The 22,466-nt window shown below is 33.8% G+C and carries 23 protein-coding genes; 18 read left to right on the top strand and 5 right to left on the bottom strand.

What is annotated here, in order from left to right:
* The first annotated feature begins 57 nt into the window (after positions 1–57).
* Both BW731_RS03775 and truA read left to right on the top strand, forming a co-directional pair.
* Positions 58–1,050, top strand: a complete 993-nt coding sequence (locus BW731_RS03775; protein ID WP_079345853.1) for a LacI family DNA-binding transcriptional regulator — start codon at positions 58–60, stop codon at positions 1,048–1,050.
* 433 nt (positions 1,051–1,483) lie between these two features.
* The gene (truA, locus tag BW731_RS03765) at positions 1,484–2,221 is read left to right on the top strand and encodes a tRNA pseudouridine(38-40) synthase TruA (RefSeq protein ID WP_079345849.1); all 738 of its coding nucleotides are present in this window, start codon (positions 1,484–1,486) and stop codon (positions 2,219–2,221) included.
* Positions 2,222–2,266: 45 nt separating this feature from the next.
* Here truA and BW731_RS03760 read toward each other — a convergent pair whose 3' ends face one another.
* Positions 2,267–3,685: an MFS transporter gene (locus BW731_RS03760; protein WP_079345847.1), complete on the bottom strand. Its 1,419-nt coding sequence runs from the start codon at positions 3,683–3,685 to the stop codon at positions 2,267–2,269.
* 191 nt (positions 3,686–3,876) lie between these two features.
* Here BW731_RS03760 and BW731_RS03755 point away from each other — a divergent pair, with 191 nt between their 5' ends.
* From BW731_RS03755 to BW731_RS12970, 6 genes are all read left to right on the top strand, one after another.
* Positions 3,877–4,431: a helix-turn-helix domain-containing protein gene (locus tag BW731_RS03755; protein WP_158080154.1), complete on the top strand. Its 555-nt coding sequence runs from the start codon at positions 3,877–3,879 to the stop codon at positions 4,429–4,431.
* Positions 4,432–4,494: 63 nt separating this feature from the next.
* Positions 4,495–5,661: a CynX/NimT family MFS transporter gene (locus BW731_RS03750; RefSeq protein ID WP_198931925.1), complete on the top strand. Its 1,167-nt coding sequence runs from the start codon at positions 4,495–4,497 to the stop codon at positions 5,659–5,661.
* A 129-nt stretch (positions 5,662–5,790) separates the two neighbouring features.
* Positions 5,791–6,801 (top strand): branched-chain amino acid aminotransferase, encoded by a 1,011-nt coding sequence (locus tag BW731_RS03745; RefSeq protein WP_079345841.1) that lies wholly within the window; start codon positions 5,791–5,793, stop codon positions 6,799–6,801.
* A gap of 144 nt (positions 6,802–6,945) precedes the next feature.
* Positions 6,946–8,580, top strand: a complete 1,635-nt coding sequence (locus tag BW731_RS03740; RefSeq protein WP_079345839.1) for an IS1182 family transposase — start codon at positions 6,946–6,948, stop codon at positions 8,578–8,580.
* Positions 8,581–8,652: 72 nt separating this feature from the next.
* Complete coding sequence (locus BW731_RS12975) at positions 8,653–9,528, top strand: ISL3 family transposase (RefSeq protein WP_079345837.1); 876 nt, start codon at positions 8,653–8,655, stop codon at positions 9,526–9,528.
* Positions 9,529–9,604: 76 nt separating this feature from the next.
* Positions 9,605–10,057, top strand: a complete 453-nt coding sequence (locus BW731_RS12970) for a transposase (protein WP_079345835.1) — start codon at positions 9,605–9,607, stop codon at positions 10,055–10,057.
* 152 nt (positions 10,058–10,209) lie between these two features.
* Here BW731_RS12970 and BW731_RS03725 read toward each other — a convergent pair whose 3' ends face one another.
* Entirely contained in the window at positions 10,210–10,851 is a 642-nt protein-coding gene (locus BW731_RS03725) for a copper homeostasis protein CutC (protein ID WP_079348542.1), read from the bottom strand.
* 114 nt (positions 10,852–10,965) lie between these two features.
* Here BW731_RS03725 and BW731_RS03720 point away from each other — a divergent pair, with 114 nt between their 5' ends.
* From BW731_RS03720 to recD2, 4 genes are all read left to right on the top strand, one after another.
* Positions 10,966–11,826, top strand: a complete 861-nt coding sequence (locus BW731_RS03720) for a putative RNA methyltransferase (protein ID WP_079345833.1) — start codon at positions 10,966–10,968, stop codon at positions 11,824–11,826.
* Between the two features lie 196 nt (positions 11,827–12,022).
* The gene (gene trmL, locus BW731_RS03715; protein WP_079345831.1) at positions 12,023–12,526 is read left to right on the top strand and encodes a tRNA (uridine(34)/cytosine(34)/5-carboxymethylaminomethyluridine(34)-2'-O)-methyltransferase TrmL; all 504 of its coding nucleotides are present in this window, start codon (positions 12,023–12,025) and stop codon (positions 12,524–12,526) included.
* Between the two features lie 11 nt (positions 12,527–12,537).
* On the top strand, positions 12,538–13,155 hold the full coding sequence (locus BW731_RS03710; RefSeq protein WP_158080153.1) for a histidine phosphatase family protein: 618 nt from the start codon (positions 12,538–12,540) through the stop codon (positions 13,153–13,155).
* A gap of 26 nt (positions 13,156–13,181) precedes the next feature.
* Complete coding sequence (gene recD2, locus BW731_RS03705; RefSeq protein WP_079345826.1) at positions 13,182–15,695, top strand: SF1B family DNA helicase RecD2; 2,514 nt, start codon at positions 13,182–13,184, stop codon at positions 15,693–15,695.
* A gap of 30 nt (positions 15,696–15,725) precedes the next feature.
* On the opposite strand, the gene BW731_RS03700 is transcribed toward recD2, so the two are convergent.
* Positions 15,726–16,679, bottom strand: a complete 954-nt coding sequence (locus BW731_RS03700; RefSeq protein ID WP_079345824.1) for a diacylglycerol/lipid kinase family protein — start codon at positions 16,677–16,679, stop codon at positions 15,726–15,728.
* A gap of 51 nt (positions 16,680–16,730) precedes the next feature.
* Positions 16,731–17,189: a GNAT family N-acetyltransferase gene (locus tag BW731_RS03695; RefSeq protein ID WP_079345822.1), complete on the bottom strand. Its 459-nt coding sequence runs from the start codon at positions 17,187–17,189 to the stop codon at positions 16,731–16,733.
* A gap of 152 nt (positions 17,190–17,341) precedes the next feature.
* Here BW731_RS03695 and BW731_RS03690 point away from each other — a divergent pair, with 152 nt between their 5' ends.
* On the top strand, positions 17,342–17,863 hold the full coding sequence (locus BW731_RS03690; RefSeq protein WP_071457487.1) for a QueT transporter family protein: 522 nt from the start codon (positions 17,342–17,344) through the stop codon (positions 17,861–17,863).
* A gap of 143 nt (positions 17,864–18,006) precedes the next feature.
* Here the strand turns inward: BW731_RS03690 and cbpA are convergent, their stop codons facing one another.
* Entirely contained in the window at positions 18,007–18,651 is a 645-nt protein-coding gene (gene cbpA, locus BW731_RS03685) for a cyclic di-AMP binding protein CbpA (RefSeq protein ID WP_071457485.1), read from the bottom strand.
* Between the two features lie 161 nt (positions 18,652–18,812).
* Between cbpA and rpmG the strand changes: the two genes are divergently transcribed.
* The 5 genes from rpmG (at position 18,813) to nhaC (ending at position 22,465) form a co-directional block, all read left to right on the top strand.
* Entirely contained in the window at positions 18,813–18,965 is a 153-nt protein-coding gene (rpmG, locus tag BW731_RS03680; RefSeq protein WP_071457484.1) for a 50S ribosomal protein L33, read from the top strand.
* A gap of 27 nt (positions 18,966–18,992) precedes the next feature.
* Positions 18,993–19,169, top strand: coding sequence for a preprotein translocase subunit SecE (gene secE / locus BW731_RS03675; RefSeq protein ID WP_079345820.1), 177 nt, complete (start codon positions 18,993–18,995; stop codon positions 19,167–19,169).
* A gap of 104 nt (positions 19,170–19,273) precedes the next feature.
* Complete coding sequence (gene nusG / locus BW731_RS03670) at positions 19,274–19,816, top strand: transcription termination/antitermination protein NusG (RefSeq protein ID WP_071457482.1); 543 nt, start codon at positions 19,274–19,276, stop codon at positions 19,814–19,816.
* Positions 19,817–19,873: 57 nt separating this feature from the next.
* Positions 19,874–20,734 (top strand): alpha/beta fold hydrolase, encoded by an 861-nt coding sequence (locus tag BW731_RS03665; RefSeq protein ID WP_079345818.1) that lies wholly within the window; start codon positions 19,874–19,876, stop codon positions 20,732–20,734.
* Positions 20,735–21,085: 351 nt separating this feature from the next.
* On the top strand, positions 21,086–22,465 hold the full coding sequence (gene nhaC, locus BW731_RS03660) for a Na+/H+ antiporter NhaC (protein ID WP_079345816.1): 1,380 nt from the start codon (positions 21,086–21,088) through the stop codon (positions 22,463–22,465).
* Position 22,466 lies beyond the last annotated feature (1 nt).

The following is a 22,466-nucleotide window of genomic DNA, read 5'->3' as shown; positions in this document are numbered from 1 at the left end:
TTATAAAGGCCTTTTTTATGCTATTCTAGACAGAGAATAATGATGAGGGGTAGTTTTATGAGACCAAAGTTAGAAGATGTAGCCAAAAGAGCAAATGTATCAAAAACTACTGTATCAAGGGTGTTAAATAATAGAGGGTATTTAAGTCAGAAAACCATTGATAGAGTGCACGAGGCTATGGAGGAATTAAATTATCAGCCAAATGTGGTGGCAAGACAACTATATAATAAAAAAACAAATATTATTGGACTAGTTTTTCCAACTGTCGCTAACCCCTTCTTTGGTGAATTAGTCGAAGCACTTGAGAAAAAGTTGTATGAAGATGGATACAAAGTCTTGATTGGTAATTCAATGAATAATACCAAAAAAGAATCTGATTATTTGAATCAATTATTATCAGAGCAAGTAGATGGCTTGATTGTTGGAACGCATAATCAAGGCATTCAAGAATACAAATACCAAAACTTACCGATTGTTGCGATAGATCGAGTGATGAATGAAGATATTCCTGTGATTGAGTCAGATAATTATCAGGGTGGAAAATTAGCAACCACAGTTTTAATAGAACAAGGAGCGAAACATATCATTCATACTAATGGTCCTGTTGAGTTAGAAACGCCAGCTAAGAGACGTCGAGAGGCTTATGAGGATACAATGACAGCACATGGATTGTCACCGCAAACAGTAACAGTTGATTTTAATATACCATATCAAGAGAAAAAAGATATTTTTTATCAATTATTTGAAACATATCCTGATGTTGATGGAATATTTGCTTCAAATGATATGGATGCGGCATTGATTTTACAAATAGCAAAAGAAAAAGGGATTCGTGTACCAGAAGATTTATTATTAGTTGGTTATGATGGAACGATTATGACTCGTAGTATTTTGCCAGATTTAACAACAATTGTGCAACCAATTGATGAGATGGCAGAGATGGCTATAAGTATATTAATGAAACGAATCCACAAAAAAGAAACAGAACATGAATACATTTTACCAGTTACGCTATGGGAAGGTAAGACGTCAAAAAAAGACATTCATTAATAGAGGGATGTCTTTTTATTTTGCATTTAAAAAGCGTAAAGCTGTAAAAAATGCAGTAGAAATAATGACTAGAGGTAATATAAGGACCACAATAACTGGTGGTGTGATAAGAGAAGTGGCAATGTCAATTGTGGTTGAAACAAGATAAAAAATTGAGCCTAAAACGATATATAGCCATGCTTCAGAGCGTAATAAAAAATTTTTGGACCACTCTATTAAATGAACTGAAATGTAAAATGTCTCTTTATGATTTTCAACAAGTGACAGATTGGTTTATAAAATTATTGAGGGAAAGACAATCCGATTTTCCTCTTAAATTAACAAATGAAGACATAGAAACTTATAAAACTAAATTAAATGCTCTTTTATAATGAGTGAAATTGTGTCATGATAGACAAGGTATGACAGTTATAAAGGAGATTAATAAATAATCATGAGAAATATAAAGATGACAATAGAGTATGATGGAAAAAGATACCAAGGTTGGCAACGATTAGGTGATTCAGACAAAACAATTCAAGGGAAAATAGAAAATATTATTCATCAAATGACCGGTGAAAAACTTGAAATTGTCGGGTCTGGTAGAACAGATGCTGGGACACACGCAAAAGGGCAGGTAGCAAACTTTAAAACAGAATCTGATTTATCATTAGATGATATGTTAAATTTCTTTCACCAATATTTGCCTCAAGATATTGTTGTAACACAACTTGAAGAGATGCCTGACAGATTTCATTCAAGATATAATGCGAAAGGAAAACAATATAGTTACTATGTTTGGAATCAGCGTATTCCGTCAGCTTTCTATAAAAACTATAGTATGCATGTTCCTGAAAAGTTAGACATGAAAAAAGTTGAATTAGCTTGTGAGAAATTAAAAGGCACACATGATTTCCGTGGCTTTTCAGCATTAAAGAAAACGAAAAAATCAACGACACGCACGATTACTGAATTATCTGTTAAACAAGAAGGCGCTATTCTTCATTTTACCTTTGTTGGAGATGGCTTTTTACATAAGATGGTTCGTATTATGATGGGCACGTTACTGGATGTGGGAACAGGAAAAATGTCATTAGAGGATATTGACCAAGTATTTGATACGAAAATCAGAAGTAACGCTGGGGACACGGTGCCAGCACAAGGACTATTCTTAGATGAAGTGTTTTATTAAATAAATGAAAAAAGGCGTAACTATGACTAGCATAGATACGTCTTTTTAGTTAATTTTTTTGAAAAAGCGAATACCAGTTAAAATGGTTGCGATTAAACAAATTACAAAAGAGGTCATGTAAACAGCATGCATACCATAAATAAAGACATCTGGACGACCAGAAATATAGGTAGTGACTTTTTGTCCGTAATTATGACTCATGGCTGCATATAAGACAGTGGTGGAAAGAGATATCCCAATAACCATACCTAGGTTTCTAGCCAGTGAGTTTAAACTACCAGCTACCCCTAAATCTTTTTTCTCGACGTTACTCATGACGAGTGTATTGTTAGGTGCTTGGAATAAAGCATTACCTAATCCGACAAAGATAGATGCAAAAACAAAAAAGATAAGCGATGTCTGTTGTCCTAATACTAAATAAAGGACTTGCGATATAGTGATTAAGATAAGTCCAACAAAGGTTAATAACTTGGCACCAACTTTATCCGTGATATATCCACTTACAGGTGAACCAACTATCATGGTAAAAGGAATAACCATCATAAGTAGCCCTGAGAAACTTGCAGAATAACCTCGTGTATTTTGTAAATAAAATGGAATCACAACATTAGTGAAAAAGTTTGTGACAAATATCATCGATGCTGTCAGTAAACTCAGAGTGAATACTTTATTTTTGAATAATGAAAACTGGATTAAAGGGTTGTCTCTGTTTATTTCGACACGGTAGAAAAGAATCATTGACATGAGTGCGATGATGATTAAAATGATTGGCAGAGTATGGACGTAACCAAGTTCTTGCCCAATAAAAATTCCGCCAAATAAGGTGAGAATGATTGTGGCAAATAGTAAGAATCCAATAAAATCGATAGGAGCCCCTGATTTAGTTGAGTCTTTTGGTAGCACTTTTTGTCCAAGAATAATCGTAAGAAATCCAACAGGAACATTAATTAGAAAAATATATTCCCAGGTGAATTTAGCTAAAATGACCCCACCTAATCCTGGTCCCATAATAGACCCAAGTGAAACAAAAGCTCCAATCATACCTAATGCACGACCGCGTTCGTTGATAGGAAATACTTCTGTAATAATACCAGTGTTTGTTGACATCGTCATACTTGCTCCGATTGCTTGGAGTATACGAGAAAATAATAAGATTTCAAATGTATGTGTAATACCACACATTAGTGACCCAATAACAAAAGTTAGTGTTCCAATACGAAATATTTTAATCTTTCCAATACTATCTCCGATTTTTCCAAATAAAGGAAGGCACGCACAGACGGTCATTAAATAAATCGAGACAATCCATTCTGTTTGATTCATAGGAATTTGCATGTCTTTTGACATGACAGGTAATGCAATATTGACAATACTTCCGTCTAGTGTTGACATAAAGGTAAATAAACCAATAGCAACTAGTACAAGCCATCTGTTTTTATTTAGTGTTTGATTTGTTGTATCCATAAATAATTCCTCCGTTAAATATAAAATAGTCGTTTCTTTTTAAACTAATTTGTGACAACAATAAACACACTCATTATCCATTTCACTATTTTACTACAAACTTTTACTTTTGGGGGAATATTTTATTTAAACAGAACTTTTTAGTTTATGATAAACTGAAAGTAAGATCATATAAGTAGGAGGAATTGTTATTGGTAGAGGGTAATGAAAAAGAAGTGGTTCATCAATTAGGTGGATATATCCGAAAAGTGAGAAAAGAGTCAGGCTTAACGATGGAACAATTATCAAAAAAATCCGGCGTCAGTGTGCTATCAATTGGAAATATTGAAAACGGACGTACAAATCCAACCATTACTATTTTATGGAAATTATCTCGAGCATTAAATATCACGCTATCTCAGTTGATAGGTTACTCTACATTAACGAATTCTGTTTCAAAAGATAGCAACACATACTTTATAAGTGATTTAACGAAAGGATGGTTAGTTCAACCATTATTTCAAGAAGATAATATCGAAGTATTTAGAGTATGTTTAAAAGCTCATTCAGTCAATACAGCACAACATCAACCACAAGATTCAATCGAAGTGTTAACGGTTATGAAAGGAAAAGTTTCGATAAAAGTTGAAGGGAAAATATATCATTTAGAAGCGTTTGATACGATTAATTTTCGCTCAGGTATGATTCATGAATACATTAATGACACAGATGACGATGTATTACTGAACATTGTTGTGAAATACTAAAAAGTATATTATAATATATTTTTATATATTATAATATACTTTTTAAGTTTAAGGAGAATCATGATGGAGAAAAAGATAAATAGTGTGTTGTTGTTGGGGATAATAGTTGTGGCGATGAATTTACGATCACCTATTACGTCAGTCGGTCCCTTAGTCGGAATTATTTCAGAAAATTTATCCTTATCAGGTGGACAAGCTGGATTGATTACAACGATACCACTAATGGCTTTTGCTATTATTTCACCGATAGCACCAAAATTAGCCAATAAATGGACGATAGAGCGAACTATTTTTGGAGCGTTGATGGTATTGATTGTAGGGATGTTTCTACGTGCAATTCCTCAATTGTTTTTTTTGTTTTTAGGAACAACTTTACTTGGTGCTGCTATTGCGATTTGTAATGTATTGATTCCAGGACTCGTTAAAAAAGAGTTTCCTGATAAAAGTGGCTTAGTAACAGGAATTTATTCAGTTAGTATGAATTTAACAGGCGCGATTGCATCTGGTATTAGTATTCCATTAGTAAAAAAAGTGGGGTTTGATTGGAACGTTGCTTTAGGTTTGTGGTCAGTATTAGCACTTATAGCATTTATTTTTTGGCTTCCCCAATTAAAGCGTCACGATAAAGGCGTCACAGAAATCAAACTAGAAGAAAATTCATCTATCTGGGCATCATCATTAGCTTGGTCAGTAACATTGTTTATGGGAATTCAATCATTTATTTTTTACGTATTAGTCGCTTGGATGCCAGAAATGTTAGTAGATAAAGGATTATCAACTGCACAAGCTGGTGGAATGTTGTCATTATTACAAATGACACTATTACCAGTCACCTTTATTGTGCCAATTATTGCCGAAAAAAGGCCGAATCAAAAAAGTTTTGTGTGGGTAGCCTTTTTATTATTTGCTTCAGGTATTGTAGGACTTATGGGAAATAATATGACAATTACGACGTTTTCAATTATGGAAATCGGTGTAGCTGGAGGGATAGCATTTAGTTTATCTATGATGTTTTTTAATTTACGAACAACGAGTGCCAAACAAGCTGCTGAATTATCAGGCATGGCTCAATCTGTCGGTTATTTACTAGCTGCAACTGGCCCCTTTTTATTTGGTTTTTTACATGATGTTACGAACACATGGAAAACGTCTCTCATTATTTTGTTAGCCATGACAGTCGTGTTGTTGTTTGTTGGGCTAAATTCAGCAAAAAATAGAGTGATTAAATAATACGTTTTATATTGATATGTTTGATAATCGGTTTTCAAAATTGTTTATATATAAAAAAATTTAAAAAGGATAGTGATAGTCAGTAAGATGTGGTAAAATTAGAAAAAAATGAGAAGGGGAGTGCGTTGTATGGCATTAGATTGGAATAAATTAGGGTTTGACTATATCAAAACACCATTTAGATATATTTCATATTGGAAAGACGGCGAATGGTCTAAGGGAGAGTTAACTGAGGATAATATGTTACATATTAGTGAAGGCTCAACCGCACTTCATTATGGACAACAGTGTTTTGAAGGATTAAAAGCTTATCGTTGTAAAGACAACTCAATTAATTTATTCAGAGTAGATGAGAATGCTAAACGAATGCAGGTTAGTGCAAGACGTTTGATGATGCCTGAAGTGCCAGAAGAGATGTTTATCGATGCTGTAAAAAAAGTCGTGAAGGCTAATGAAGAGTTTTGTCCACCATATGATAGTGGAGCGACACTATATTTGCGACCATTATTAATTGGGACAGGTGATTATATTGGCGTGGGCCCTGCACCTGAGTATTTGTTCACGGTATTTTGTATGCCAGTAGGACCTTACTTTAAGGGAGGACTAAAACCGACAAACTTTATCATCTCTGATTATGATAGAGCAGCACCTCAAGGGACAGGGGCAGTAAAAGTTGGGGGTAATTACGCAGCGAGTTTATATCCAGGAAAAATCGCAAAAGAGAGAAACTTTTCAGATTGTATTTATCTTGATCCAGCAACGCATACAAAAATCGAAGAAGTAGGATCAGCTAACTTTTTTGGTATTACAAAAGATGATGAGTTTGTCACACCATACTCTCCATCTATCTTACCAAGTATTACAAAGTATTCTTTATTGTATCTTGCAAAAGAAAGATTGGGTTTAAAGACAAGTGAGGGAGATGTATATCTAAAAGATTTAGATAACTTTAAAGAAGCAGGAGCTTGTGGAACAGCAGCAGTTATTTCACCAATAGGTGGTATACAAGTTGGAGATGACTTCCATGTGTTTTATTCTGAAACAGAAGTTGGCCCAGTAACTAAAAAATTATACGATGAATTAGTTGGCATCCAATTTGGAGACATTGACGCACCAGAAGGTTGGATTACGAGAATCTAAATAAAAAAGAGGCTGACCCAAAAGTCTCTATAATAAACTAAAAGGAAGAAAATCTTTTTTCGATTTTCTTCCTTTTTTGACGTAAAAAATAGCACTATCCTATATAATTAAAGTGACGAAACCAACTAAAAAGGAGTGCTATTTATGTATAAGAATTATAACACGAAACAGGTTACTTTATCACTGAATTTAGATATTTATTTAGAAGAAAATGATATCGCTTTTGCGATTGATGAATTAGTAGAAAGTATCCCTGTGGATGTGTTCTCAGTTTTTGAGCATCGAATGGGAACTTCGTCTTATCATCCAAAAATGATGTTGAAGCTTATTCTGTGTGGCTACACTCAATCTATTTTTTCAGGCAGAAAGATAGAAGCTATGTCTAAAGATAGCGTTCGTGCCATGTGGTTAACGCAATCACAGACACCTAACTTCAGAACAATTAATCGATTCAGAGTGAACCCACTGGTTCAACCGATACTTCAAGAATGTTTTATTCAATTTAGAAATCAGCTTGTTTCTCAACAATTAATTGATGAAGAAGCTATTTTTATTGATGGAACAAAGTTAGAAGCCAACGCAAATAAATATACCTTCGTTTGGAAAAAGAGTACACAACGTTATGAAGAATCTTTGAGAGAAAAGTCAAAGTCCTATTATCAACAACTTGTAGAAGAGCAAATTATCCCATCTATTTGTTCAGAAGATGATGAGTTAAACACAGGAAATTTAAAACAAATCATTGATGAGTTGGAAATGAAAGTAAGTGATTTAAGTACTAAAATTGAAAATACTTCAGATGTTCAAGAGAGAAAAGAACTTCGTTCTGAGCGTAAAGAGCCTAAAAAAGCATTGAAAGCTTTTTCTGACTTTATCTATAGAAAGCAAAAATATAAAGAACAACATGATATTTATAACGGTAGAAATAGCTACTCTAAAACAGATCATGATGCCACTTTTATGAGAATGAAAGACGACCACATGATGAATGGTCAGTTAAAACCTGGATATAACGTTCAAATTGCAACCAATCATCAATACGTTTTAGCATATGAAACATTTTCAAATCCAACGGATTTTAAAACAATGATTCCTTTCTTAGATACTATCAAGAAATCTTATTTTGACTTACCTAAATACATTGTGGCTGACGCAGGTTATGGTAGTAAAGAAAACTATCAAGCAATTTTAGATGATTTTGAAAGAACTCCATTAATTACCTATACAATGTATCAGAAAGAACACATTAAAAAATACAAACAAAATCCATTTATTCCAGATAACTGGATTTATAATGAATTGTCAGATACTTATATTTGCTCGAATAATCGAGAAGTCAAATTTAGAAATTACTCTACTCGAACGGATAAATCTGGATTCAAAAGACAACTTAAAATGTATGAATGTGAGTCTTGTTTAAATTGCCCAGTTAGAGCATTATGTACTCGTGCAAAGAGTAGTAAAAATCGAGTGATTCAAAAAAATGGGAATTGGGAATATTTTAAGGCTCACGTAATAGAGCTTTTGAAAGAGGATGTCACAGGAGAAATATACCGTCAAAGAAAAATAGATGTTGAACCAGCCTTTGGAAATCTGAAGGCTAATTTGGCATTCAATCGATTCTCTGTAAGAGGAAAAGATAAGATTTCACAGGAGCTGGGATTTGTGTTAATGGCACTAAATTTAAGAAAACTGAGAAAAAATAGGAAGGATATTAGTGAGAGATCACGAAAAAATGGCTCTATAATTTCTACTGTTGGTAACACAAGTTACCGATAGTTTTTTGTACACAAAAACATGTGATATCCGTTAGAATGAAATTGCGAAAAAACAAACTAAGGAGGATACCACATGTCATATTCACAGGCTATCAAAGATATCTTAAATATACTAGACCTAAATATTATTTTTAATGAAAATTGTTTATCTACTGAAAAAATAAAAGGCGTTTTCTCTCGGATATTCCATGGTTTTTTAGAAGAATCTCCTACATGCTGTCCGCATTGTCAAAGTAATCACTCTAATATTATTAAATGGGGATATACATCTAGCCTAATTAAAATGCCTAGTGTTTCTGAATATGTCACTTATATTAGATTAAAGAAACGTCGTTTCTTTTGTAAAAAATGTGATACGACTTTTGTTTTAGATACCCCTTTTGTTTCTAGAAACAACTGTATTTCTAATAATTTAAAACGTCTTATTGCGAAACAGTTAACCTCTAAACACGCCATGAGTGATATCGCAAAACAAACGAGCGTTTCAACTTCAACTGTCTCTCGCGTATTAAAAGAGTGGTATGAACCGATTAAGAAGTATAGTTATGAACTTCCGTCTGTACTATGTTTTGATGAATTTAAATCTGTTAAAAAAGTAGCTGGTTCAATGAGTTTTATTATGATGAACGGTGAAACAAATGAATTAATTGATATTCTACCTGATCGAAGATTACCAAAAATTGAGAATTATTTTAATGGCTTCTCTCTAGCTAATAGAAAACAAGTAAAATATGTCGTTTCAGATATCTATCAACCTTACATTACTTTAACTAAACGAGTTTTCCCTAACGCTAAAGTCGTTTTAGATAAATTTCATCTCGTTCAATATCTCGGCAGAGCATTTCAAAGGATACGGATTAAAATAATGACTCAATTAAAATGTAAAGAGGCTGACCCAAAAGTCTTTAAAATAGAAAAACCCCATGAAATCAGTTTGTTAAAACACTGATTTCATGGGATTTCTGTTTTGTTAGTTTAGTGATTTTCATTTAAAAAGTTACTTTTGGGTCAGCCTCTATAGACGAATTAAAAAGTATTGGAAATTACTTCAAAAAAGCTATGACAAATTAGATTATATCCAACAGCATTGGCGTCCATCCTTTAAAGCGTATCTTTCTGAAAAAGAATTACTTGAACGCTTACTTACCTATGATTCTAAATTGACAGAGGCTTACAACACCTATCAACAAATTTTAAGAGCGATTCAAACAAAGGATTATTCTTTATTTTTGGAATTAATTAATCAACAAACAGGATTTAAAGAGTTTATTCCTGTTTTCAAAACATTTAAAAAATATCGAGAAGAAATAAAAAACACCTTTGAAACATCTTATTCAAACGGTCCATTAGAATGTATGAATAACCACATTAAAGTCGTTAAGCGTAATGCCTATGGCATGAGAAGTTTTTATAATTTTAAGCTACGACTATCAATTTGTTTAAAAGAATCTGCCTTTACAGCACCAAAAAAGATCTAGAAAACTAAATGCTTTCTAGATCTTAAATTCTAACGTATTAATCCTTACCAACAGTAGTTGACAAAGAGCCGAAAAAAACAAGCATTCTGAAATGAGAGGTTTCATTTCAGAATGCTTGTTTTCTGTAAAGAGACTTTTGGGTCAAACTCTTTTTAAAAATGAAAATCCACAATTTGTGTTCCGTGAACTTCTTTTACTTTTAGAAAAGAGGTAACGGTATCGATATTTTTATAAGAAATACCGCCACCAGGCAAAATAGTGATACGGTTATTAGCATACGAAATCAAATCATTGATGTATTCAAGATGTTGTTCAATCGGAACAAGACTTGAGCCACCATGAGTTAGTATGCGTGTTACTCCGTGCTCGCTTAACCAGTCGATGGCAGAAAATTGGTCATCGCGGCTCATTTCGTCAAAGGCCATATGAAATGTCACTTGCATGCCTTCTGCAGCTTCTAGAAGAATAGATATGGCTTCAACATCGATTTTATTTTGTTCATTTAAGCAACCAAAAACAACACCATCCACTCCAAGTTGTCTTGCTTCTAAAATGTCAGCTTCCATGATTTTTAATTCAATGTCTGTGTAAACAAAATTTCCTCCACGAGGTCTGATAATTGCCATGACAGGCACACCTTTTTCACTACAGTAGGCCATCGTTTCAGCCATAACTCCTTTACTTACTGTCGTTCCACCAACAGCTAGGTTATCACATAATTCAATACGAGTTGCACCTGAAGCAATCGCGTTTGGAATATTTGTAAAGTTTTCAGCACAAAATTCTTTTATCATCACAAAGAAATCCTCCGATTTAATTCAATAGTTTAATCTTAGTATAGCATAAACAATCATTTACGGACTGAAATTATGGTATGATAGTCATAACATTTGTTTAGGAGTTTATATATGATTAAAAAGAAAAAAGAGTATGCGTTTGACCATTTAGGCCAATCAATTAATGCCATGGAGTGTCCGAAATGTCACACTAGTTTTGAATTATCTCAAAGTGGATTAGTTTGTCAAAATAATCATCAGTTTGATGTGTCAAAAAAAGGAACCGTTCATTTTCCACTTCATCATATGGATAGTGATTATGATAAAGAGATGTTATTGCATCGACGTAAAATGATTCAAAAAGGCTTATATGAGCCATTAGAAACAGAAATTGCTAAACTGTTATTTAGCGTAAGCCAAGATGAGCTGATCATTGATATGGGGGCCGGTGAAGGAAGTATCTTAGAGCGACTAGCAACGAGTCATCATGTGGAAGGCCATAAAATGGGGTTTGATTTATCTAAAGATGGTGTATTACTATCTAGTGATTTTTCAGAAGAAGCATTTTGGTTTATTGGGGACGTGACAAATATGCCTTTTAAATCGGAAAGTATCGATGTGTTGTTAAATATTTTTTCACCAAGTCATTATGAAGAAATGAGTCGAGTCTTAAAAAAAGATGGATTAGTCATAAAAGTGATTCCTGAATCGTATTATCTAAAACAATTACGTGAGGCTTTCTATTATGATGATGAGGATAAAAAAGAATATAGTAATGAAAAAGTCTACCAAAAATTCATAAAAGACATGACGTTAGTTGAGGAAAAACATTTGACGTATGATTTTTTAGTGGAAGAAGAGGATTTTCAAGATGTTTTGAAAATGTCACCAATTCATTGGGGAGCAAGTGAGACAGCAAAACAACGCGCTCATGATAATTATTTTCAGAAATTAACAGTGGATGTGAAAATATTGGTTGGGAAAAAACAATGATTTACAAAAGTAAGGTTGTTTTTTCTAGTTGTTAGTGCTACAATAACATCAAGTCATTTTCAGCGGTTTTTATCAGATTCCTGTTCTGATAAAAGTTGGTGAGATGGCAAACCGCCAACGTAGCGACTCGCAGTGGATTGACACCGAGACGATACGTTTTTTTTATGCAAAAAAATAGGAAAGAAGAGACCCAAAAATGAATCATATCGTATTATTTGAACCACAAATACCAGCAAATACTGGAAATATAGCTAGAACATGTGCTGCAACCAATTCACCGTTGCATTTGATTGAGCCTTTGGGTTTTTCAACTGATGACAAACACTTGAAACGTGCAGGTCTTGATTATTGGCATGATGTAAATATTACGTACCATAAAAATTTAGAAGCCTTTTTAGCATCAATAGGAGAGTCTCCACTGCATTTGGTGACAAAATTTGCTAGAAATACATATAGTGATGTGTCCTTTGATAATGGAGTCGACCATTATTTTATTTTTGGAAAAGAAACAACTGGTTTACCTGAAAGTTTTATGAGAAAAAACGAGGAAAAATGCATTCGTATTCCGATGAATGATGAACATGTACGTTCACTAAATCTTTCTAACACTGTTGCTTTGGTCGTTTATGAAGCATTAAGACAACAAGGATTTCCCAATTTAGAAACAGTTCATATTTATGAGAATGATAAATTAAGTTAGGAGTGAAAGATTTGAAATTATATTTTGTCCGTCATGGAAAAACAGAGTGGAATTTAGATGACCGGTTACAAGGTGTAAAAGATTCTCCCTTATTACCGCAAAGTTATGAAGATATGAAAAAATGTGGCTTAGCTTTAAAAGATATTCCATTTGAAGCGGTATATACTAGTCCAATTCAACGTGCCAAAGAGACTGCTGAGGGCATTGTTTCCCAATTCGATAGAGCAATCCCTATGTATGAAAGAGAAGACTTTGTTGAGCTAAGTTTTGGTGATTTAGAGGGTGAAAAGTTTTTAGAAGCAAAAACGCGTTTTCCTGATGAAATGTTTTATCTTAGAAATCATCCAGATAAGTATGATCCGACTCCTTTTAATGGTGAAGATTACCAATCAATGATAGATAGAAGCACAAAAGTTGTAAAGGATGCTATAGAGGAAACAAAAGAAGGACCATTATTATTTGTGGGACATGGAGCCATGTTGATTGCTTGTATGCGTACCCTCTTAGGAGTGCCGATAGAAAGAATACGTGAAGTAGAAGGCATGATTGATAACAACAGTGTAACAGTGTTATCTTATAATGGTGATAAATTTACATTAGATGAATGGAATAACACAGATTTTCTATAAAATAAAGAAATGTTGAGGTGATAACAATGGATAATTTGGAAGACATGTCTTTTTTAAAGGGAAGTGTTGAAGCCATCTTTTTTGAAAATGCAACAAACTTTTATAAGGTCATGTTAGTTAAAGTAAAAGAAACCAACACATCTTATGATGGCGATGAAATTGTTGTCACTGGGACATTTGGTCAAATACAAGAAGGTGAACCATATTGTTTTTATGGTGAGGTAGTCAACCATCCAAAATACGGCGAACAATTAAAAGTAGAACGATATGAGCAAGATAAACCAACGTCTACTGAAGGCTTGATTAATTATCTTTCTAGTAGCAAATTTCCAGGAATTGGGAAAAAAACGGCAGAGACGATTGTTGAACTGTTAGGTGAATCTGCGATTGATGATATTTTAGAAAATCCTGATTTACTTGATAGAGTATCTGGATTAAATCAAAAGAAAAAAGATGTTTTAGTAACGTCACTTAGAGAAAATTATGGGATGGAACAAATTGTCGTGGGGCTTAATCGTTATGGATTTGGTAATCAGTTGGCATTTTCTATTTATCAATTTTATAAAAGTGATACATTAAAAATAATTGAAGAAAATCCTTATCAATTAGTTGAAGATATTGAAGGGGTTGGCTTTAAAAAGGCGGATATGTTAGCTGAGAGAATAGGTATTTCAGCTACGTCTCCCTCACGTATTAGAGCAGCACTGATTCATGAATTGTATCAAGGTTGTTTAAATGCAGGTGATACCTATATGGAAGCAAAACAATTATTAGAAGCATCACTGCAAGTTTTAGAGAGTAGTCGCCCTGTTGAAATTAATCCAGAACTGGTGGCAGAAGAAGTTCTTGCTTTATCAGAAGAAGGTGCGATTATTCAAGAGGGAACACGATTATTTGAAAAATCATTATATTTTTCTGAGATCGGTACAGCGGCTTCAATCAAACGATTGTTAGAAAAAAAGAAAAAATTGCCATATAAGAAAAAAGAAATTGATGAAACCATCGAAATGATAGAAAAACAAACTGATATCAAATATGGTAAAAGTCAGAAAGATGCCTTAAAAGAAGCGATTATGTCGCACTTTTTTATTTTAACTGGTGGTCCAGGAACAGGAAAGACCACCGTTATTAATGGCTTGGTTTCTTTGTATGCTGAATTAAATGGTTTATCGTTAAACTTAGAAGATTATACACAAAAAGTGTTTCCGATTCTTTTAGCGGCGCCAACTGGACGAGCGGCTAAAAGAATGAATGACATGACAGGTTTACCGGCTAGTACTATTCATCGTTTGTTAGGCTTGACCGGTCGAGAAAAAGAAGCGATTGGTGAAGCCAGAGAGTTAGAAGGTGGCTTATTGATTGTCGATGAGTTATCGATGGTGGATACTTGGTTAGTTAATACGTTACTCAAATCCGTGCCAAATAACATGCAAGTCATTTTTGTGGGTGATAAAGATCAGTTGCCATCAGTAGGGCCTGGGCAAGTTTTGACTGATTTATTAAGAGTAGAAGAGATTCCTAAAAAAGAATTAGTCGATATTTACCGACAAGATGATGGGTCGTCGATTATCTCATTAGCACATCATATAAAAAATGGTGAGGTGCCTAAGGATTTAACTGAAAATAAAAAAGACCGATCATTTATTCAATGCCAAGTCAATCAAATTGAATCAGTGGTGGAGCAAGTGGTTTCCAGAGCAAAAAATAAAGGTTTTTCTAATCAAGAAGTACAAGTTCTAGCTCCGATGTATCGTGGAAAAGCGGGCATTGACCAATTAAACATCATGATGCAACAAATATTAAATAATAATGATACTGGTGAGAGAAAAGAAGTAAAATGGCTTGATAAAGTGTATCGAATCGGTGATAAGGTTCTGCATTTAGTGAATAGTCCAGAAGTTAATGTGTTTAATGGTGATATGGGTGAAATTGTTGGGATTACTTATGGAAAAGATACAGATGATAAAGTCGATGAGATGACGATTTTATTTGATGAAACAGAAGTTGTCTACAAACGAAATGAGTGGCAGAAAATAACGTTAGCATATGCTTGCTCGATTCATAAAGCTCAAGGTAGTGAGTTTCAAATGGTTATTTTACCATTAGTGAATCAATATGGTCGGATGTTACAAAGAAAACTACTCTATACAGCTGTAACACGAAGTCGTGATTTTTTAATTTTACTTGGTGAACCTGATGCGTTTGTTCGAGCGATTGAAAGTCAAACATTGGAACGTCAAACAACGTTAGCAGAACGTTTAATGGGAAGTGAAGACTCACTTGATAAACAAAAAGTTGAAGAAGAAAATTACCTACTTGAAAAAGAAGAAGAGGTAAAAGAAAACTTAAAACATGTGGTAGAAGAAAAAACAGCTAACATTCCGAAAAAGGAAACTGTGCAAGAAGTCTCTCTTTTTGAACAGGAGAAAGAGATATCATTGCTTAAGAAATATGTTTTGACACTAGAGAATTTTATAAAAATTGATCCAATGATAGGGATGGAACATGTTTCACCTTATGATTTTAATACAAAAAAATAAGCGATGGTTGGAATTCCATGGCTTATTTTTCTACATCCAAAATAGTCTGTGCGTCGTTTTAAATCGTAGTTTAAACTCTTGCTCTCCTAATTCTTCTCCATCAGCTTGACCAACTTGAGCGATAGGACAAGTTAAAGTAAGTTCTGAATCGACAAATCGGTGAAGGTAGGGTGAAGTCAAATGTTGTTTGAAAAATAGTTTAATAATTAACCACGCAAGTGATAAGGGAAATATTTTTTCCACAATGATTAAGTGAATATCATCCGTATAAGCAGATGCAGTGGGATCAATCGCAACACCACCACCAAAATAGGGGTGATTTGTTGTCGTGCATAAAAAAGCTTTTTTAAATTCTTTCTTTTCAGTGCTTGTTTCAACAATTAAAGGAAAAGAGGGTTGTTTAAAAATAGACGATAATGCTGCACTTACATAAGACAACGATCCAAGTTTTAATTGATTCAGTAAAGATTTAGCTTTTGAATGATTCGCTGTTGCCACAATTTTTGCATCAATCCCGACGCCAACGTTATTTAGTATCAGACGAGTGTCGTTTGTTTCGACATCTATTGCTTGCATCAAACTGATTGAGGTTGGTTGGGTGACTGATAGCAGCTGTTCTAATGCTTGATTAATCTTACGAGAAACCCCAACACCACGTGCAAAGTCATTTCCAGAGCCACTTGGTAAATACCCTATTGGAATATCTGGATACTCTTTTAAGGCATTAACAACCTCGTGAAGTGTTCCGTCTCCACCTAATACAACAAGTAAGTGATTAAACGGTTTACCTGACACATAAGGTTTAAGCGTCGTTTGTAATAAAGTCTCAACAATTTCTTTTTCATGTCCTGCGTACTCAGTTAGATAGGACTCAAAAGGAATCTCTTTTTCTGTTAGTTGTTTTTTTACTTCTTTATATTGTCTAGCACCTCTACCAGATCCAGCATGCTGGTTGACTAATAAATGCAGTACTAATTTTTCCATAGAGCAACTCCTTAAAATTTTGACGGGTTCTAGTGAAACAAGGCAATGCAATCACAGTTTCTTTTGCAGACGGAGGCGGTCTTTTAACTGAATACCGTGCTCATATATTGGTTTTTTATAATGAGTGATAAAGTAGTCAGGCTGCACACTGATGATACGAAAGCCATGTTTTTGGTAAAAATAAAGTTGCCAGATACTAGTAGAACCTGTACAAACTTCAAGTATGACATAATGATTCTTTTTAGCAAACACATCTGTAAAATCAAGAAGGCTAGAACCAATTCCTTTATTTTGATGCGTGTCGCTAACAGATATATTTAAAATTTCTAGTGAATCTTGATTTATTTTTCCCAACGCAAGAATTCCTACAATTTTATTATTATAAAGGCATTCGAACAAAAAAGCACGAGAAATATAAGAATTAATCATATGCTCATCAGGATCTGCTTCTTTCAAAAGTACTAAATGTATAGGTGTAATGGCGTTTATTCTTTTGATAATTAGTGACATATTTTTCTTCCTTTTAGTTAGTTATGTTACTATCATAACAGAAAATTTTGACATTTTGTGCAACAAAGAGTAGGATAATATCGTTATGTTTTATAACCGCAGTTCGTTCATACCATCCTGCGATATCAAAACTAGGAAGGGAGAAAAGAAAAATGGAAAAATCAGTATCACGATCAAAGACAACCGTATTAGTTGTCAATGGGTTAATTGCAGCACTTTATGTTGTATTAACACTCGTTGTTGCACCAATCGCTCAAGGACCAATTCAATTTAGGGTTTCAGAGAGTCTGAATCATCTTGTAGTATTTAATAAAAAATTATTATGGGGTATATTTTTAGGGGTGGTCACCTTTAATTTACTCTTTGCTGAAGGAGGCATGATGGATGTCTTGTTTGGTGGAGGTCAGACATTACTAGCTCTAAGTATCACAGCATTTTCTGCTAGATGGATTAAGAGTGAGAAAACACGAATGGTTATCAATACGATTGCTTTTTCAGTGAGTATGATATTAATTGCCATTATGATTTGTATTATTTCTAATCAATCAATTGGCTCAAACTTTTTCTGGGCAACATATGGCTCACTATTTTTGAGTGAATTAATCATTATGAGTATTTCAGCGCCCATCATGTATGGGATTAATAAAGTCGTTCACTTTGATAAATTTAAATAAAAAAATGAGGCTGACCCAAAAGTAACTTTTTAAATGAAAATAACTAAACTAACAAAATATAAATCCCATGAAGTCAGTATTTTAATAAGCTGATTTCATGGGATTTTTCTATTTTTAAGACTTTTGGATCAGCCTCTTATTTTTTAGCTTAAAGGCTGTTGTAAATCTTCAACTTGAGCAACAAAGAAATCTTTTTTCTCTAGTGCTTTGATGATTAAATCACATGTTTCTTTATCAGTGTCAGCTGGTAGTGTGATAATTGTACGACGGATGTACTCGTCACGACCAACATCAAGTGTGATACAACTTGCAATATCAGAGTATTTCGAAATAACTTTTGTCATGTTTGCCAAGTCACCTTTGCGACCAGTAGAAGCAATCGTTAATGCGAAGCGTCCTTCTTTAACGTTCCATGACTGAGATAAGATACCTAATAAACTACTGTGTGTTAGAATGCCGTAAAATTGATCGTTTGCATCTAAAACAGCGATGTATGGTAACTCTTTAATTGTAAAAAAGATTTTGAAGAAAGATGAATTCAAATGAATAAATTTTGTCGCATTTTTAATCAAATGTGTGACAGGTAAACTCATATCTCCACCATTTGATTTGTGACGATATATATGCATTTTATAGATATTTCCTCTAAAGAATTTTCCTGTTTCGTCAAGTACAGGGACGCAACGGAAACCAGACTCTTCTAAGATATTCAACGCATCTTCTAGCGTACAAGTTTCACTAACTGTTGTTAGTAATCTTTTTGGGATACAGACTGATTCAATTAACATAATATGTAGCTCCCTTCATTTTTAATTACAACCTAATAATACCATAAATAAACGGTTAAATAAAAGAACAATAAACCTGTTCAGTAAACGAACAAGTTTGACAAAAATTATAATAAACGTTATACTTTAAAAGTTATTAATACAGTGGGAGGATTCTACCCTTGGCTCAAAAAAAATCAGCACTTGCTTGTACCGTATGTGGTTCGCGTAATTACTCAAAAGCAGTTAGTGATTCACAACGTACAGAGCGATTAGAAGTGAAGAAATTCTGTAAGTATTGTAAAAAGCATACAGTACATAAAGAAACGAAATAAAAAAGACTTATCTTAGGAGGAGACAAAATGAAATTCTTAAAAAGTGTTATTGAAGAGATGAAACTTGTAACATGGCCCACACGTAAAAAATTAGTTAAAGATGTGATTACTGTCATCCAATCAACTATTTTATTTGCGTTATTCTTTGCAGCAGTTGACTTTTTATTAGCGAAAATTTCTTACATAGGTCTTAAAGGTCTGTAGAAATTACTAGAAAAAAGCATATTTGAGTGTTACAATTAATTGAAAGAAAAACTTCGGCTCTCTGAGGTTTTTTTATTTTATCATGAAAAGGATGGTTGAATTCTGTGGAATCGTTTGAAAGACAGTGGTACGTATTACATACATATTCAGGATATGAAAACAAAGTAAAGACAAATATCGAATCTCGTGCACAAAGTATGGGAATGGAAGATTTTATTTTTCGTGTGGTTGTTCCAGAAGAGGAAGAAAGAGAAATAAAAAATGGGCAAGAAAAAATTACAGCAAAAAAAACGTTCCCTGGTTATGTGTTAGTTGAAATGATTATGACAGATGAATCTTGGTATATTGTACGTAATACACCGGGAGTGACAGGATTTGTCGGCTCACACGGAGCAGGAAGTAAACCGGCACCATTGTTACCAGAAGAGGTAACACACATACTTGGTAAATTAGGTATGAGTAAACGTGTAACTGACTTAGACGTTGAGTTAGGCGAAACAGTGACGATTACAGAAGGTGCTTTCTCTGGATTAACAGGAGAAATTACAGAAATCGATCTAGAAAAACAAAAACTAAAAGTAAATATTGACATGTTTGGTCGTGAAACAAGTACAGAATTGGACTTTGATCAAGTAGATAAACTGTAAAACCGATATTTTTATCGGTTTTTCTTTTTAATATAGGTCATTTAAGGAGGTTTTCTATTGCGTATTTCAAAGCAGTTTATTTTGTTAATGGGTATACTTATCTTGATATTATCAGGTTGTCGACTCAATAATTCAGTGAAACCTTTGTCTTCGGAAGAAAAGGAAGTAGATGTTGCATACTCTGATGTCCCTACTATATTTCTACATGGTGCTGGCGGTGGAAAGCACTCTTTAGGTGGCATGTTGACCCGTTTTACTAATCAAGAAGTGGCACAGAAATCATTAGTATTAACTGTGTCAAAAGATGGTGTTGTAAGTGAGAACAAAGCATTGAAGGGTGGACATTTTTCAAAAGATAATCCAATGGTTCAAGTATTATTTGAAGACAATCGCAATAATGAGTGGGAACAAGCTGCTTGGATAAAAGCCGTTTTAGTGTTTCTCCAAGAAAACTATCAAGTGAAAACAGTCAATCTAGTTGGTCATTCAATGGGTGGTATCAGTGAATTCAGGTATTTATTGCAAGATGGTAAAAATACAACACTTCCTAAAGTAAATAAATTAGTTGCTATAGGTTCACCATTTAATGAGTTTTTAGATACGTTTGATAGTCAAAGTTTAGATGATTTACTAATAACAGGACCTAGTCAAAGAAGTGAGCGTTTTATTCTTTATGAAAATGAGTTAGATGGTATGCCAAAAGACGTGGACGTGTTATTAATTGCTGGTAAATTATCTGAAAATGATTTGAGTGATAAAGTAGTCCCGTTGAGTAGTGCCTTGTCCGTTAACATGATGTTAATGAATAATGGAAATAATGTGGAGCATGTCATCATTACAGGTGCCGACCATAGTGGCTTACATGAAAACAAAGAAGTCGATGAAAAAGTGAGTCATTTTTTATGGTATAAAAATTAAAGGGTTGACTTTTATTCAATAACTCGATAGTATGAATAAAAGTTTTACATTTTTTGCCAGTAGGGAATAAGAACTGTGTTTAGAAAGTCGATGGTAGCTGAAAATCGAACCAACTTATTTTTCCGAATTACACTTAAAATGATAGATAATTAAATAATAAATTAAGAGATGAAGATAGATATATTATCTTTAAATTAAGGTGGTACCGCGAAAAAGTCGCCCTTATGTGTAATAGCATACGGGTGACTTTTTTAGTGCATAAAGGAGAATGAAGATGAGCTGTGGTGGAATGATACGATATCGTTTTATTTAATAAACTAACTAATTTATTAAATGAAAAGAGGAAAAATCATGAAGAAAAAGATTGGCTTGTTAGAAGCAAGTGTTGTGTTATTAATTATTTTATGTTGTATTTCATTAGGCGTTATTGTGTTTAAATTGTCACCTAATGTGGTGATATTATTTGCGGTTGCGTTGACAATTGGCTACATGGTAATGAGAAAAATGCCATTAGAGTGGGTCAACGAAGGCATTGTAAGTGGCTTAAAACCGGGAATTATTCCAATTTTTATCTTTTTACTTGTTGGCGCACTTATAGCCGTCTGGATACAAGCTGGTATCATCCCAACCATTATGGTAATAGGATTTAAATTATTAAGTGTGAAGTGGTTTATTCCATCTGTTTTTCTTGTTTGTGCTATTGTCGGGAGTGCCGTTGGGAGTGCCTTTACCGTCATGTCGACTATCGGTATTGCTTTTTTTGGAATTGGTGTGACACTGGGGTTAAACCCTCCTTTAATTGTTGGAGCAATAGCTTCAGGAGCGATTTTTGGTGATAAGATGTCGCCACTGTCTGAATCAACTAATTTAGCTTCAGCTGTGGTTGAAGCAGATTTATTTGACCATATAAAAAATATGATGTGGTCAACAATTCCAGCCTTTTTAGTGTCGTTGATTTTATTCACAGTGATTGGAAAATCTGATGAGACAGCAGAATTGACACATGTTAAAGAAGTGACACAAGTATTGGAAACCCATTTTCATATATCTTTATGGTCGCTTGTTCCAATTCTACTCATGCTAATCTGTGCGTGGAAAAAACTTCCAGCGATCATGACGATTTTATTAAATGTGGTAGTGGCAGTTGTGATGATTATTTTCCAACAAGGTTCAGTTGATTTGGCTAATTTAGCCAGTGTCATTGAAAATGGGTTTGTTTCTAAAACAGGGAATGAACAAGTGGACATGTTACTAACGCGTGGTGGGATTAACAGCATGACGTTTACAGTGTTATTGATTATTTTAACCTTATCACTTGGTGGTATTTTGATGCGAATTGGGTTAGTGACAACAGTGATTGAAGCTGTAGCGAAAAAACTTCATTCACCAAAACAATTAATTATTGTGAGTTTGTTATCTAGTATTGGGGTAAATATTTTTATCGGGGAACAATTGTTATCAGTAATTTTACCAGGAAATGCTTTTAAAGATGTTTATAAAAAAATGGATTTAGACCCAGTTGTGTTGAGTCGAACGCTCGAAGATGGAGGAACGGTAATCAATTACTTAGTTCCTTGGGGGATTGCCGGAAGTTTTGTTGCTAATACATTTGGCGTACCAACAATGAGTTATATGCCGTTTGTTTTCTTTAGTTTATTGTCACCAGTATTTTCTATAGTAAGTGCCCTAACAGGAATTGGAGTAAGATACACAAAAAAAGTTGCCGATTAGG

Source organism: Vagococcus martis (assembly GCF_002026305.1).
In the GTDB taxonomy this organism is placed as follows: domain Bacteria; phylum Bacillota; class Bacilli; order Lactobacillales; family Vagococcaceae; genus Vagococcus; species Vagococcus martis.
The sequence above is the reverse complement of the archived record's forward strand: the minus strand, read 5'-3'. Positions and strand labels throughout refer to the sequence as shown.

Excerpts from the sequence above, each read along its gene's own strand:
- cbpA (WP_071457485.1), bottom strand. The coding sequence starts at position 18,651 with ATGTTAATTGAATCAGTCTGTATCCCAAAAAGATTACTAACAACAGTT.
- BW731_RS03720 (WP_079345833.1), top strand. The coding sequence starts at position 10,966 with ATGATTAAAAAGAAAAAAGAGTATGCGTTTGACCATTTAGGCCAATCA.
- recD2 (WP_079345826.1), top strand. The coding sequence starts at position 13,182 with ATGGATAATTTGGAAGACATGTCTTTTTTAAAGGGAAGTGTTGAAGCC.
- trmL (WP_079345831.1), top strand. The coding sequence starts at position 12,023 with ATGAATCATATCGTATTATTTGAACCACAAATACCAGCAAATACTGGA.
- BW731_RS03760 (WP_079345847.1), bottom strand. The coding sequence starts at position 3,685 with ATGGATACAACAAATCAAACACTAAATAAAAACAGATGGCTTGTACTA.
- BW731_RS12975 (WP_079345837.1), top strand. The coding sequence starts at position 8,653 with ATGTCATATTCACAGGCTATCAAAGATATCTTAAATATACTAGACCTA.
- BW731_RS03775 (WP_079345853.1), top strand. The coding sequence starts at position 58 with ATGAGACCAAAGTTAGAAGATGTAGCCAAAAGAGCAAATGTATCAAAA.
- BW731_RS03750 (WP_198931925.1), top strand. The coding sequence starts at position 4,495 with ATGGAGAAAAAGATAAATAGTGTGTTGTTGTTGGGGATAATAGTTGTG.
- BW731_RS03745 (WP_079345841.1), top strand. The coding sequence starts at position 5,791 with ATGGCATTAGATTGGAATAAATTAGGGTTTGACTATATCAAAACACCA.
- BW731_RS03695 (WP_079345822.1), bottom strand. The coding sequence starts at position 17,189 with ATGTCACTAATTATCAAAAGAATAAACGCCATTACACCTATACATTTA.
- secE (WP_079345820.1), top strand. The coding sequence starts at position 18,993 with ATGAAATTCTTAAAAAGTGTTATTGAAGAGATGAAACTTGTAACATGG.
- BW731_RS03700 (WP_079345824.1), bottom strand. The coding sequence starts at position 16,679 with ATGGAAAAATTAGTACTGCATTTATTAGTCAACCAGCATGCTGGATCT.
- BW731_RS03725 (WP_079348542.1), bottom strand. The coding sequence starts at position 10,851 with ATGATAAAAGAATTTTGTGCTGAAAACTTTACAAATATTCCAAACGCG.
- BW731_RS03740 (WP_079345839.1), top strand. The coding sequence starts at position 6,946 with ATGTATAAGAATTATAACACGAAACAGGTTACTTTATCACTGAATTTA.
- nhaC (WP_079345816.1), top strand. The coding sequence starts at position 21,086 with ATGAAGAAAAAGATTGGCTTGTTAGAAGCAAGTGTTGTGTTATTAATT.
- BW731_RS03690 (WP_071457487.1), top strand. The coding sequence starts at position 17,342 with ATGGAAAAATCAGTATCACGATCAAAGACAACCGTATTAGTTGTCAAT.
- truA (WP_079345849.1), top strand. The coding sequence starts at position 1,484 with ATGAGAAATATAAAGATGACAATAGAGTATGATGGAAAAAGATACCAA.